The sequence below is a fragment of the Rheinheimera sp. genome (assembly GCF_965283995.1).
Taxonomy (GTDB): domain Bacteria; phylum Pseudomonadota; class Gammaproteobacteria; order Enterobacterales; family Alteromonadaceae; genus Pararheinheimera.
Genome location: NZ_CBDIQG010000001.1, coordinates 1,387,570 through 1,399,931 on the forward strand (window position 1 = coordinate 1,387,570; position 12,362 = coordinate 1,399,931).

General features: G+C 53.0%; 14 protein-coding genes. 3 read left to right on the plus strand and 11 right to left on the minus strand.

Going from position 1 to position 12,362, the window contains the following annotated elements; genetic code table 11:
* Positions 1 to 13 precede the first annotated feature (13 nt).
* A complete protein-coding gene (locus ACQ66Q_RS06295) occupies positions 14 to 310 on the plus strand; it encodes a DUF6170 family protein (protein WP_430456010.1) in 297 nt (98 codons plus the stop codon).
* Between the two features lie 64 nt (positions 311 to 374).
* On the opposite strand, the gene ACQ66Q_RS06300 is transcribed toward ACQ66Q_RS06295, so the two are convergent.
* The 11 genes from ACQ66Q_RS06300 to ccmA form a co-directional block, all read right to left on the minus strand.
* Positions 375 to 1,883 (minus strand): peptide MFS transporter, encoded by a 1,509-nt coding sequence (locus ACQ66Q_RS06300; RefSeq protein ID WP_430456011.1) that lies wholly within the window; start codon positions 1,881 to 1,883, stop codon positions 375 to 377.
* 203 nt (positions 1,884 to 2,086) lie between these two features.
* Positions 2,087 to 2,827, minus strand: a complete 741-nt coding sequence (locus tag ACQ66Q_RS06305; protein WP_430456012.1) for an MlaA family lipoprotein — start codon at positions 2,825 to 2,827, stop codon at positions 2,087 to 2,089.
* Positions 2,828 to 2,944: 117 nt separating this feature from the next.
* Entirely contained in the window at positions 2,945 to 4,156 is a 1,212-nt protein-coding gene (locus ACQ66Q_RS06310) for a tetratricopeptide repeat protein (protein ID WP_430456013.1), read from the minus strand.
* A gap of 6 nt (positions 4,157 to 4,162) precedes the next feature.
* Complete coding sequence (locus ACQ66Q_RS06315; protein WP_430456014.1) at positions 4,163 to 4,657, minus strand: cytochrome c-type biogenesis protein; 495 nt, start codon at positions 4,655 to 4,657, stop codon at positions 4,163 to 4,165.
* A complete protein-coding gene (locus ACQ66Q_RS06320; protein ID WP_430456015.1) occupies positions 4,641 to 5,231 on the minus strand; it encodes a redoxin family protein in 591 nt (196 codons plus the stop codon). The genes ACQ66Q_RS06315 and ACQ66Q_RS06320 overlap by 17 nt, the downstream gene beginning before the upstream one ends.
* A complete protein-coding gene (locus tag ACQ66Q_RS06325) occupies positions 5,224 to 7,209 on the minus strand; it encodes a heme lyase CcmF/NrfE family subunit (RefSeq protein WP_430456016.1) in 1,986 nt (661 codons plus the stop codon). Before ACQ66Q_RS06325 ends, ACQ66Q_RS06320 begins: the two co-directional genes overlap by 8 nt.
* Positions 7,209 to 7,691 (minus strand): cytochrome c maturation protein CcmE, encoded by a 483-nt coding sequence (gene ccmE / locus ACQ66Q_RS06330; protein ID WP_430456017.1) that lies wholly within the window; start codon positions 7,689 to 7,691, stop codon positions 7,209 to 7,211. Before ccmE ends, ACQ66Q_RS06325 begins: the two co-directional genes overlap by 1 nt.
* Complete coding sequence (gene ccmD, locus ACQ66Q_RS06335) at positions 7,688 to 7,900, minus strand: heme exporter protein CcmD (RefSeq protein WP_430456018.1); 213 nt, start codon at positions 7,898 to 7,900, stop codon at positions 7,688 to 7,690. The genes ccmE and ccmD overlap by 4 nt, the downstream gene beginning before the upstream one ends.
* On the minus strand, positions 7,887 to 8,639 hold the full coding sequence (locus ACQ66Q_RS06340; RefSeq protein WP_430456019.1) for a heme ABC transporter permease: 753 nt from the start codon (positions 8,637 to 8,639) through the stop codon (positions 7,887 to 7,889). Before ACQ66Q_RS06340 ends, ccmD begins: the two co-directional genes overlap by 14 nt.
* Before the next feature lies 1 nt (position 8,640).
* Positions 8,641 to 9,315 carry a heme exporter protein CcmB gene (gene ccmB, locus ACQ66Q_RS06345; protein ID WP_430456020.1) on the minus strand — a complete coding sequence of 225 codons (675 nt, stop codon included), beginning with the start codon at positions 9,313 to 9,315 and terminating at the stop codon, positions 8,641 to 8,643.
* A complete protein-coding gene (gene ccmA / locus ACQ66Q_RS06350) occupies positions 9,315 to 9,935 on the minus strand; it encodes a cytochrome c biogenesis heme-transporting ATPase CcmA (RefSeq protein WP_430456021.1) in 621 nt (206 codons plus the stop codon). The genes ccmB and ccmA overlap by 1 nt, the downstream gene beginning before the upstream one ends.
* Positions 9,936 to 10,041: 106 nt before the next feature.
* Between ccmA and ACQ66Q_RS06355 the strand changes: the two genes are divergently transcribed.
* Both ACQ66Q_RS06355 and ACQ66Q_RS06360 read left to right on the plus strand, forming a co-directional pair.
* A complete protein-coding gene (locus ACQ66Q_RS06355; protein WP_430456022.1) occupies positions 10,042 to 12,036 on the plus strand; it encodes a flagellar hook-length control protein FliK in 1,995 nt (664 codons plus the stop codon).
* Positions 12,033 to 12,335: an EscU/YscU/HrcU family type III secretion system export apparatus switch protein gene (locus ACQ66Q_RS06360; RefSeq protein WP_377247134.1), complete on the plus strand. Its 303-nt coding sequence runs from the start codon at positions 12,033 to 12,035 to the stop codon at positions 12,333 to 12,335. The genes ACQ66Q_RS06355 and ACQ66Q_RS06360 overlap by 4 nt, the downstream gene beginning before the upstream one ends.
* Positions 12,336 to 12,362 lie beyond the last annotated feature (27 nt).

The window sequence follows — 12,362 nt, forward strand, 5'->3', positions numbered from 1 at the left end:
AAAAAGGTATGTTATGTTCTGGAACAGTCGCGCTTTACCTGAACTGCAGCAACTGAATTTTCGCGACCGGATGGCAGTGTTACGCCGCGCCGCCGACCAGTTGCCTACACCACAGAAGCTGATCCTCAATATCTGGAAGCTGTGTGTGTTGATCCCACCGTTTTTGTTGATCGCCCGGGCGGAAACTGTGCTTCATGCGGCGGGTCTGGCGCTCGGTCTGATACTGATTTATCCGCTGCTGACCCGGCCTGTGACTTTTGCCTTAGTCCGGCCCTTGTTGACGCAGGCGCGGCGCCAGCTGCAGTTATAACGTCGAAATTTAAGCAAAATAAAAGGGCCATAAGGCCCTTTTATTTTGTCTCAATGCAACTGCGTTATTTCACGCCATGCATCAGTTTGTTAATCAGCGGCGAAATCAGCAGCAACACAATACCAGCGCCCAACAGCAAGTAGAAGCTGAAGCTAAAACCGGCCAACGCAGATTCAACCGTCATGCCGGTTTCACCAGAGATCTCGCCAGCCAGCAGGCCCGACAGGTTGTTACCGGTTGCAATGGATAAAAACCAAGCGCCCATCGCCAGACCAACATAACGCACCGGCGCCAGCTTGGTCACCATCGACAAACCAATCGGTGATAAACACAGTTCACCAATTGACTGCAATACATAACACAGCACCAGCGGCCACATTGGGATCAGGCCATTGCCGTCGACTAACTGAGTCAAAGCGTACATCAGCACTAAAAAGCCTAACGCATTACCTAATAGACCCAAACCAAACTTAAACGGAATGGTCGGTTCCATTTTGCGTTTGCTGGTGAAATACCAGATCGCACTGATAATTGGTGCGAAAATAATAATGGCCATCGAGTTGACGGACTGGAACCAGCCCGTTGGGAAGATAAAACTGGCATCGCCAAATACATCGCGATTCACCAGGTTCTGTGCCAGGAAATTAAACGAACTGCCGGCTTGTTCGAAGAACATCCAGAAGGTGACGTTAAAACCGAACAGTAACAACAAGGCACAAACCCGATGCATTTGCACAGTACCGGTTTGTTTACCTTCGGCCAGCAACATCAGCGCAACAATGACAAACAATACACCTAACACCCATGCCAATGTTTGCGCGCCCATACCAGCCATTAGGAAATAAACTACCGGCACCGCAGCAATAACGCCTAAAACTACATAAGCCAGTTTCTTCGCGTCAGGCTTATCTTCAGGCTTATCTTCCGGCACTACACCAATACCTTTTAACTGGGCACGGCCAATATAGAACCAGATCGTACTTAACAGCATGCCAACGCCAGCAGCGCCAAATACTGCTTTGTAGTTTTGGTGCTGTGGCGTGCCAAAAATTTCACTGGCGAGCCAACCGGTGATCAACGGCGACAACATACCACCTAAGTTAATCCCCATATAAAAAATAGTGAAACCACGGTCACGGCGATCGTCACCCTGCTCGTATAACTTACCAACTAATGTCGAAATATTCGGCTTAAACAAACCGTTACCAACCACGATGACAGCCAGACCCAGCAAAAACAGCTCAAGGCTTGGGATCATGATCATAAAGAGGCCAATCGACATCACGACGGCGCCGAGTAAAATCGAGCGCTGATAACCAATCACCCGATCGGCAACATAACCACCAAAGATCGCAGTGGCGTACACCAGTGCCAGATAAGCACCGTAATAACGGCTTGCATCGGCTTCACCGGCGGCATTGCCTTCATAAAACTGTGCCACGATGTAGAGCGTTAAAGCCCAGCGAATGCCGTAAAACGCAAACCGCTCCCAAAACTCGGCCATGAATAACATCCATAGCGGTTTGGGGTGGCCCCACAGAGTATCGAATTGTCTGGCAGCTACGTTATTCATTGGCAGCTCCAGCGGATTTGACAGCACAGCAGCGCCGGCTGTGGCTGAGTCACAGGGGATTGGGTCATGGTGGTATCCTGTTTCTAATAGTTATAAAACGCGGGTGTTTCTGGTTTTTTGATTTTTGCCAGCCGTTTATACCGCAGCTGTGCAGAAATGAAAAGCCGGGCTGCACTGGTCAGCCCGGCCAAAGCGGTAAACCGCTACTCGATGAACTGCTCTAACGCTTCTTCATCGACTTCGGCTTGCGGTGGATTGCCATCATATTGTTTGTAGTCCTGACGCTGGAAATAGGCGTCACGAACAAACAAATACGGGTCAAGCGAGTCGTTCAGCAGTTTTTCCTGACTCATCAGCTGTTCCCGGCCATCCAATGCACCGATAACAAAACGGCCAATGGATAACGGCGTGTTTAATAATGCCAGTGGGAAATACAGGTTATCAACGACACGGCCGGTTGCATCCCGCACTGTCGTTGGGCCCATACCAGGCACCATCACATAAGGACCGTGGCCTAAGCCCCAGACGCCCAGCGTCTGGCTAAAATCTTCGTTTTGCAGTGGTAACTCAAAGTGCGACGCCACATCAAAGAAACCCAACACCCCTACGGTACTGTTGACGAGGAAACGACCCGCGGAAATCGCGGAGCTTTTTGGTTTGCCCTGTAGCACAGCATTGATAAAACTGGCCGGTTCATCGAGGTTTTGCACCATATTGGCAAGGCCAGTCCGCACCGGTTTTGGCGTGACGGTCATATATCCGACGGTAGCCGGGCGCAGCAAATAAGGGTCGAGATATTCGTAATTCAGCGTCCAGGTCTTGCGGTTCAATGACTCCATCGGATCTCGTGGGTCGTTGTGTGCAGCGGTCTGCGGTTCTGGCTTGCTGGCACAACCAGCCAATAGCAGCGTCAGCAGCAGCGCTGTAGTTTTGATGAAATGCATTCTGCGTCCTGTTGCAATTAAAAATGGCGCGGGATTATACCCTGCAGCTCCGTCGCGGATCACTGCCTAAGCCGGTTTTTCCGCGAACTTGCCGTATTTTTATTCAGCTTTCGCTGCTTAAAAACTCAATTCAACCTGTTGTGCTGCAGCCGTCAGCGTCAATGGGGCCGATTTTAACTGCAAATCAGTCGGGTCTGGCGTGGCTGAACCGCTTCGGCTGATGCGGGCTCCCACTGTGACGCTGTCTACTGCCGATAAGTTCCAGTCCGGCTGCATGCTATGACTGTTATCGAGCTGGATTTGCATGGTGCCGGCTTTGAGCTGCAGTTTTTGCACTGCCACCGGCAATGGCATGCCCTGCGTTGCGCGGGCAAATACAAACAGGGTAGCCCCGGCATTGGCATCGGCCACCGCTTGCGGAATTGTCAGTGTGACGTTCAGCACCGGGCCAGCCTCAGCAGGCGCTGTTGGCTGAGGTATTTGCTGTTGAGACTCGAGCTGTGCCAGCTGTTGCTGCACCTGCGCATAACGCGGGTCGTCCTTCGGCAGCTGCGCCAGCAGTACTTCCCACGCGGCGCGAGCTTCTTTGACATCACCGCGCTGCTGCGCAATCAGCGCCAGCATTGATAAAGCGTCGACATTGCCGGCGTCTTTGCTGAGAACGGTCCCTAAGCTCTTCGCCGCTTTTTTCACGCTCTCTTCCGAACCTTCCACCATCAACGCCTGGGCGTAACTAACCAGCAGATTGACGCGTTCCGGTGTCAGGCCTAAGGCTTTTTCAAAAGCTTCAATCGATTCTGGAATTTGGCCTTGGCTGAACCAGATCCGGCCCAGCACAAACCAGGCGACGGCGTCATCGCCGCTGGTCGCCAGTTTGGTGCGTAAACCTAACGCAAACTGCGCTAACTCTGCGTCGTTCAGCGGCTCGCCTTTGCCAAGCAAGGCCCGTTCACCAAACGCCGGTAGATTTTCCTGCGCTTGCTGCCAGTCATCGAGAGCACGATATTGTCCGGTCGATGCATACAACACCGCCGTCAGCACCGTCAGCAACAGCAATGCCAATAAGCCGCTACGTGCCGAGTGGCCTTGCAGCAACTGGGCATCCGGTAACGGCGCCAGAAACTGATTTTTTAATTCGGCTGCTGCCACGGCAAAATCACTGTCGGACAACTCGCCGAGATCACGAGCATCACTCAGCAGCGCTAATTTTTCGGCAAATAGCGTTTTGCGGTCCAATTGCTGACCGGCTTTCATCCGTCGTGGCCAACATAACAACACAGTTGCCAGTAATAACAAGGCCGCGGCGGTCAGCGCTAAATTCATCAACATCAGGTACTACTCCTTCGACTTCGCACTGGCGGCATCAATCATCGCCTGTAATTCTGCATCCAGCCCGGCAGTTTCCGCCTCCGGAGCCTCAGCAGTTTGACTGGATTTACTGCGACGAAATACGGTGAATGCCAGCGATAACACAGCCAAAATCGGCAATAACCAGAGCCAGATAGTGCTCAGTTGAAATGGTGGTTGGTAATGCACAAAATCACCGTAACGCTGTTTCATAAAGTCGATGACCTGATCATGCGTTTGGCCCTGGCGCACCAGTTCTAACGTTTTATTGCGCATATCCACCGCGACGACCGCGTTTGAATCGGCAATATTCTGATTCTGACACTTGGGACAACGCAGCTCCGCCGTCAATTGCCGGTATAGCTGCTGCTGTTCGGTAGATTCAAACTGCACTAAGTCTTCAGCAGCCCCGACCGCGCTGGCGAACCCTGCACATAACAGAGCGCATAACACTGCGGCGGCGACATTAAGGCGTCGGGACATAGTCGGCTCCTTGCTGAAGTTGCTGATAAATGCGCTGCAACTGTGGCCAATTTTGCGGATTGATATCCCCCACATGATGGTGACGGATCACGCCTTGCCGGTCGATAACAAAAGTCTCAGGTGCTCCCGTGACACCTAAATCGAAAATCAGCGAGCGCTGTTCATCAACCACATTAAACAGATACGGATCACCTTGCTCGGCCAATTTGTCACGCACTTGCTGTTGCAAAGCGGGCAGATCAAACTTTTCGCCAAACGCCGAATCAACCGGTTGAACATAATACAAACCAACGATGCGGACCCCTTGCTGGCGCAGTGTGGTTAAAAAACCCAGCTCGGCATTACAGGTTGGACACCACACCCCCCAAACATTGAGCAGCGTGACCTCACCGCGAAAATCCGCGGCGCTGATTTGCCGGTTTGGTTGCTGTAACTCCGGCAAGCTAAAAGCTGGCAGTGGTTTTTCCAACAACGCGGAACCATGGTCACGCGGATCGGAAAACAAGCCGCTGAGCAAAAATAACGACAGCAACAAAAACGCAGCGAGCGGCACATAAAACACGGTTTTACGCATCAGCAGGGGCTCCTGTTGCGGCGCTACTCTGCGGGTTGGTCACTGCTGCCGTTTTACGGCGATAGCGTTTATCGCCAAGTGATACCAAACCGCCCAGTGCCATTAAAATCGCGCCTAACCAAATCCAACGCACATAAGGTTTGACATAGACGCGCAGCGCCCAAGACGGGCCTGACAATTCCTCACCCAATGCCACATATAAATCACGGCTTAAGCGTGCATCAACTGCAGCCTCAGTCATCACCGAACGTGTCACCGGATAAAAGCGTTTTTCGGCATGTAAATGCGTCAGCTTTTCGCCGTGCGCAAACACCTCAAGCTCGGCGGCCTGACCACCATAGTTCGGCCCATTCAGTGCATAGACGTCACTTAACAAAAAGGTGTAACCGTTTAGCTCAACACTATCACCAATCTTCATCCGGACGTCTTTTTCCACGCTGAAAGTTTTGGTCATCGCAATTCCCACCACCAGCATGGCAAAACCCAGATGACCAAGTACCATGCCCCAGTGGCTGGCTTGCAGCTTAAACAGTCCCGGCACACCACCTAATTGCACGGCTTTTTGTTGGATCTCCCCCACGGTGGACACTGCAACCCAAGCGCCCAAAATCAGCCCGAGCAGCGCTAAATTTGCTGACGGCGTTTGGTACAAACTCAACACACCAACCGCTAACACTAAAGCCGCCACTAACACCATCGACAACGGCTTCAGCAACGGTTGCCATTGTTGTTGCTTCCAGCGCACCCAAGGGCCTAAGCCAAGCAGTAGTGCAAATGGGATCGCCAGATACTGGAAAATTGAATTAAAGAACGGTTCACCAATCGAAATTGAGCCCAGCCCCAACTCTTTATGAAACAGTGGGTATAAGGTGCCCAAAAACACCACCAAGGTTGCGGTCAACAAAAAGATATTGTTGCCCCATAACAACACTTCGCGCGAGAACAACTGATAACGCGCTTGTGACCGCACCGCATGCATCCGCACGCCGTATAGCAGCAGAGAGCCACCCACCACCACTAACAAGAAGAACAACAGGAACAAACCACGGCTTGGATCTGTGGCAAAAGCGTGCACAGAAACCAACACACCGGAACGGACTAAAAAGGCGCCGAGCAAACTTAACGAAAAGGCCGCAATCGCCAGTAACACCGTCCAGGACTTAAATGTGCCGCGTTTTTCCGTCACCGCCAGCGAATGGATCAAGGCAGTGCCAACTAACCATGGCATCAGCGAGGCATTTTCGACCGGATCCCAGAACCACCAGCCGCCCCAGCCGAGTTCTAAATAAGCCCACCAACTCCCCAGCATGATGCCCAGCGTTAAAAACAACCAAGCCGCCAGGGTCCAAGGCCGCGCCCAACGCGCCCAGTTCGAGTCAAACCGACCGCCGAGCAAAGCCGCAATGGCAAAAGCAAAAGACACCGCAAAACCAACATATCCCATGTAAAGCAACGGCGGGTGAATGATCATGCCAAAATCTTGCAGCAGTGGATTCAGATCGCGGCCATCGACCGGGAAAAACGGTAAGGTGCGTTCAAATGGGTTCGACATGAACAGCACAAAGCCATAAAAGCCGACGTTGATAATGCCGAGTACGCCCAGAATGCGGCCTTGCAGAATTAACGGTAAGCTATTGGATAACAGTGCAACAGCAGCAGTCCAGCCCGACAGCATCAGCACCCACAACAACATGGACCCTTCGTGTGAGCCCCAGACGGCCGTCATACGGTAATACCATGGCAGCATACTGTTGGAATTACTGGCGACATTTAACACGGTAAAATCGTTGCTCCAAAACGAATAACACAGGGCGCCAAAAGCGACACTGGTCAACAGAAACAACAAGATTGCTAACGGGCGGGCCAGCAGTACTGGCCCAGCAGCGCCTTTATAGCTGCCATACAATGGGAAAATGGCCAGTACCAGCGAAATAGCTAACGCAAAACAAAGTGCGAGATGTCCAAGTTCAGCAATCATTACGGCGTCTCTGCAGGATAGGTTTGTTTTGGTGGGACATGCTTAATGCCTTTCATCGCCTCAGCCACTTCTGGCGGCATGTAGTTTTCGTCGTGTTTAGCCAACACCTCGGTTGCCTCAATGGTGGTCGCGTCGAGCAAAGTACCTTGCGCTACGATGCCCTGCCCCTCACGGAATAAATCCGGCAAAATACCGTCATAGTGCACAGTGACTATCGGACCTGTGTCCACCAAATCAAAGCTGACTTTAAGACTGTGTTCGTCACGGCGCACCGAGCCTTTCACCACCATGCCACCGATACGCAAACGTTGCCCTACCACCGGTTTGTTTTTATCTTCACCAAGGCCATCGACCAATTGGGACGGCGTATAGAACAAATCTACGTTTTCGTTTAGCGCATACAACATGGCGCCAACACCACCGCTCAGTAACACCAGAATACTGCTGACCGCAATCAGCCGCTGTTTACGACGTGGATTCATACCTGCTCCCGGTCTTGCTGCTGGCGCACGCGAGCTTCACGTGCCGCACGGTTCGATTGTTGTTGAATAAACTGCTGTTGCTGGCGTTTGCTGTACCAACCCAGCGCCACGAGCACGGCAAGACTGCTACCAAAAGACAACCAGACAAAAAAGCCATAACCGCCCATCGCGATAAAATCACTGAATGAAGTGAAGTTAAACTCTGGCATGTTGCTGCTCCTCGACATACTGCCGCACCCAGGGGCGGTGCGCTTCATGTTGTAAAATAGCGGTGCGCAGCCGCAGGCAAGTTAAAGCCCCGAACAACAGCGCAAAACCCAGAATGCAGATTAATAACGGCCACAACATCGATGGATCCATTGAAGGTTTCGCGAATTTCGTGATAGTGGCGCCCTGATGCAGGGTATTCCACCATTCGACCGAAAAGTGAATGATCGGCAGATTGACCACACCAACCACCGCTAAGACTGCGGCAGCTTTATCGCCAGTCTGACGATCTGCGAAAGCATTTTGCAGCGCCATGACGCCTAAAAACAGGAAAAGCAGAATCAGTTCGGAAGTCAGGCGAGCATCCCATACCCACCAAGTGCCCCACATCGGTTTGCCCCAGGCTGCGCCGGTAAATAAAGCGATCAACGTGTACACTGCGCCTATCGGCGCCATAGCCCCAATCGCCCATTGCGCGGTTTTGACCTGCCAAACCAGTGCAATAAAAGCGGCAATCGCCATCCAGGCATAAACCCCCATCGACCAAATCGCAGAAGGCACGTGGACATGAATAATCCGGTACGAATCGCCTTGCTGATAATCAGCGGGTGTGAAGCCCAGGCCCCAGATGGTGCCTATCAGTAACACAACGATGGCCAACGGCATCAGCCAGCGTTGCCACCAAAGTAAGGTGGCGAACAGCACCTGTGGTTTTGCATATGGATCAAGCCACTTAAACATATCACCCCACGTTCAGTTTTAATGCTTTTTGCACCGCGATAGGTACCAGTGCCGACGCAACACATAACATCGCAGCCAGTACGGCCAGTTGCGCCTGGTAGTTCAGGCCAAAACCCGCTTGTTCAACGGCTGCGCTGGCGAAAATTAGTAACGGAATATACAGAGGCAGAATAACCAGCGCCAATAAAATCCCGCCTTTGTCGGCAGACAGCGTCAGTGCAGCGCCGAGTGCGGACAATAAACTCAATAACGGCGTGCCGAGCAATAAAGTCAGCACCACCGCCAACAAGGCTTCCGCCGATAAGCCCAGAAATAATGCCAATAGCGGCGATACCAAAATCAGCGGTAGTCCGCTGCTAATCCAGCCGGCAGCGATTTTGGCCAGACTATAACCAAGCAGCGGAGCACGAGCCGCCACCAGTTGTTCCAGCACGCCGTCACGGTAGTCCTGCCGAAACTGGCGCTCGGCTCCCAGCAATACCGATAGCAAGGCGGCGATCCAAATCACGCCTGGCGCGATTTCACGCAATAAATTAGGTTTGGCGCCAACGCCAAGCGGGAATAAAGTCAGAATAATAATGAAAAATAACAGCGGGTTAACCCAGTCGGCTTTTTGCCGGGCCAACAATTTTAATTCACGTTTTAACGTAGCGCGAAACACCGCAACATGACTCATTACCAGCGATACTCCAGCATAAATTCACGTACGGCATACCCGGGGATTTCTACCGGCTGATGCGATGTCAGCAAGACGGCGCCACCCTGACTGCAATGCGCGGCAATTCGAGCGGTCAAAGCAGCGATGGCGCTCCGGTCCAGCGCGGTGAAGGGTTCATCTAAAATCCAAATCTGTGCGGATGTCAGCCAAAGTCTGGCTAACGACACCCGCCGCTGTTGTCCGGCGGACAATTGCTGGCACGGAATATCCTCCAGACCCGCCAGACCCAAGGTCGCCAGCAAGGCCCAGTCATCGGCGCTTTTGAGAGCGAAACAAGCGCGCCAGAACTGAAGATTTTCCAGCGCCGTCAGCTGTGGCTGCACACCGGCTAAATGACCGATAAAACACAGATTGTCGGCATAATCATCAGCACTTTGCGCCAGCGGCAATTGCTGATAACAAACCTCACCATCTTCGGGTTCACTCAGGCCTGACAGAATGCGCAATAAAGAGCTTTTACCCGCGCCGTTTTTGCCAGCAATTTGTAGCACTTCACCGGCATGCAATTGCAGATCGAGCTGCTCAAACAGCACTCGGTCCTGACGGACACAGCTTAACTGGCGGGCGGACAATAGCATCTGCAAAAACGACCTGTTGGCATAGAAAAAAACGCGGGCATATTAGCATATTGGCGTTAGAATACGAATGCGCGTTCACCATCCGGACAGGCTAAGCGCCTGAAATATGAACCAGATCAATATTGATAGCCTGCTGCAAATTGGCAGTGGAGCAAAAATTGAACAAAGCCTGAAGCTGGACCCTTCGCAGCTGTATCAGGCTCTGCTGCAAATTGGCCGGGATCAGGACGCACGCCTGACGGTGCAAACGCCACAAGGGCCGCTGCAAATCCCGCTGCCGCAAAATACTGCGCAACAAATTCTGCAAACCGCACAACAACTGATAGCTGCGGCGACACCACAAACACAGAGCACGACGCAGCAAACCCAGACAGCAACACCTGTGCAGCAGCCGGGTAACAGCCAAACTCAGACGCAAAATCAACTTGCGCAGCCGCCGGTTACCCCACAGTCAGGTGGCACAGCGACAAGCTCGCAGGAAGTAAAACTGTTTGTGCAACTGCAGCCAATCGGCGTGGACCAGCTGCAGTTAACCGTGCGCCATGCCGGCAAAACACTGACTATCCCCCTGCAGGCCAGCCAGCTGTTACAACTGTTACAACAGCCAGCTCCTGGCCCACAGCAGCATTTCAGCGTGCAGGCGCAGCAACTGGCCACCAACAGTGACGCCAACAAGTTGCAGTGGCCAGTACAACTGAGCCGCCAGGGGCAACAGTTAGTCATCCAGCTGCCACAAGGCCAACCTGTCGCAGTGGATTTGGCGCTACTGCCACAAGCGAAACAGTGGCCAGAACAACGCACGGTGCCGGCCCAACTTGAACTGCAGCAACAACAGGGGCAACTGAAATTACAATTGCAGCTGACCGCCCCCGGCAAACCTGGCGACAGCTCGTCGCCGGTCACGGCGCCTGTGGCCAAATCAGCTTTGCCTGCCGCTATCGGCAGCGACAATGCCGCCCCCGCGGCCATTGCACTGAAACCGGCACTGCAACAACAGTTAGTACCATTATTGGCGCGGCAGACCTGGCCGGAACAGTTAGGCAGCGATATGAAGCATTGGTTGTCGAACGCCCGGGTCGCGGCGCCGGCAGCTAATGGGCAAACCTGGTTATGGCAGCTGAAACATCCGGGCCAACAACAATTGCAACTGGAACTGACGCCGCAGGTTGAGCCGCGGCAACTGAAACTGTCGGTCAGTGATATCAGCCGGCCATTCAGCTTTTTGCCGGCCAGTGCTGCCACTACAGCGGCCGCCACACTGAAAACTGACAGCCGTGATTTGTGGCGCCAGTGGCTGCCGCTCAGTCAGGCCAGTCCGGACTTACTGGCCGATAGTCCTGCACTGCCTGCGGCGGTGCGGCAAGTGCTGCAGGAACTGCGGACCCAGCACCCGGATGCTGCCAAGCTGCAGACGCAGCAACAGCTGATGCAACAAATCAATGCGGCACTGCAATTCAGTCCGCTGCAAACGCCGGCACACCCAAACAGCGCCGCCGGTGGCATTGCCATCGCCATTCAGTTATTACTGGGACGGTTGGGCGCGCAACTGCCGGCAGAGCGGCAAAATCTGCCACAAAAAGACAAACTGCAGCAGTTAGTCGGCCAACTGGACCGTAGCCAGAGTGCGCAGTTATTGCGTCAATTGTCCGGCCACAGCAGCCAGCTGCAAAGCGCACAAATTGCTAATCTGGAATCACAAGCTGGCCCGGCCGCAACACAAAAACCAGAACAACAATTGTTGATCCAGTTGCCACTGCTGCAACAAGGGGAAAGTCGTTTTACCGAACTGGCGATCAGCGAACGCGAAGCGGATGGTCACGACACACACAGCAAACAACGCTGCTGGCAACTGACGATGAAGTTTGATTTAGCTCAGCAGGGCGAGATGCTGGTGCAGGTCAGACTGATTGGCAAAGAAGTCAGTTTGCAGTTTTACGCCGACAATGAAAAAACGGTGCAGGACACCGGGCAATTTCTGCCGCTATTTAAAGACCGCCTGACGATGCAAGGTTTACAGGTAGCCGAAGCCGGCTGCCAGCTCGGCAAAATCCCGGAGCATTTGTATCAACGTGGTACCAGTTTATTGCAGGTGCGGGTATGAGTGACAAACCACAAAGCGCAGTCGCGCTGCATTATGACGGCAAAAATGCGCCGAAAATCATCGCCAAAGGCCATGGCGATTTGGCTGCGGACATCATCGCTCTGGCGCGTGAACATGGCGTGTTGATCCATGAAGACGAACAGTTAAATCAGCTGCTGCAACGGATGGAACTTGGTGATCAGATCCCACCGGAGTTGTACGTCCTCATCGCGGAACTGATTGCCTTTTCTTATGTGTTGCAGGGCAAATTCCCCGACAATTGGGTCAACATTCATCAAAAAATCGATTTTAAAAGCTGATCTGGCCACACCGGCCAGTGTTTACAG

Excerpts from the sequence above, each read along its gene's own strand:
- ACQ66Q_RS06340 (WP_430456019.1), bottom strand. The coding sequence starts at position 8,639 with ATGTTTAAGTGGCTTGATCCATATGCAAAACCACAGGTGCTGTTCGCC.
- ccmA (WP_430456021.1), bottom strand. The coding sequence starts at position 9,935 with ATGCTATTGTCCGCCCGCCAGTTAAGCTGTGTCCGTCAGGACCGAGTG.
- ccmB (WP_430456020.1), bottom strand. The coding sequence starts at position 9,315 with ATGAGTCATGTTGCGGTGTTTCGCGCTACGTTAAAACGTGAATTAAAA.
- ACQ66Q_RS06295 (WP_430456010.1), top strand. The coding sequence starts at position 14 with ATGTTCTGGAACAGTCGCGCTTTACCTGAACTGCAGCAACTGAATTTT.
- ACQ66Q_RS06355 (WP_430456022.1), top strand. The coding sequence starts at position 10,042 with ATGAACCAGATCAATATTGATAGCCTGCTGCAAATTGGCAGTGGAGCA.
- ACQ66Q_RS06315 (WP_430456014.1), bottom strand. The coding sequence starts at position 4,657 with ATGTCCCGACGCCTTAATGTCGCCGCCGCAGTGTTATGCGCTCTGTTA.
- ACQ66Q_RS06320 (WP_430456015.1), bottom strand. The coding sequence starts at position 5,231 with ATGCGTAAAACCGTGTTTTATGTGCCGCTCGCTGCGTTTTTGTTGCTG.
- ACQ66Q_RS06360 (WP_377247134.1), top strand. The coding sequence starts at position 12,033 with ATGAGTGACAAACCACAAAGCGCAGTCGCGCTGCATTATGACGGCAAA.
- ccmD (WP_430456018.1), bottom strand. The coding sequence starts at position 7,900 with ATGCCAGAGTTTAACTTCACTTCATTCAGTGATTTTATCGCGATGGGC.
- ACQ66Q_RS06310 (WP_430456013.1), bottom strand. The coding sequence starts at position 4,156 with ATGTTGATGAATTTAGCGCTGACCGCCGCGGCCTTGTTATTACTGGCA.
- ACQ66Q_RS06305 (WP_430456012.1), bottom strand. The coding sequence starts at position 2,827 with ATGCATTTCATCAAAACTACAGCGCTGCTGCTGACGCTGCTATTGGCT.
- ACQ66Q_RS06325 (WP_430456016.1), bottom strand. The coding sequence starts at position 7,209 with ATGATTGCTGAACTTGGACATCTCGCACTTTGTTTTGCGTTAGCTATT.
- ACQ66Q_RS06300 (WP_430456011.1), bottom strand. The coding sequence starts at position 1,883 with ATGAATAACGTAGCTGCCAGACAATTCGATACTCTGTGGGGCCACCCC.
- ccmE (WP_430456017.1), bottom strand. The coding sequence starts at position 7,691 with ATGAATCCACGTCGTAAACAGCGGCTGATTGCGGTCAGCAGTATTCTG.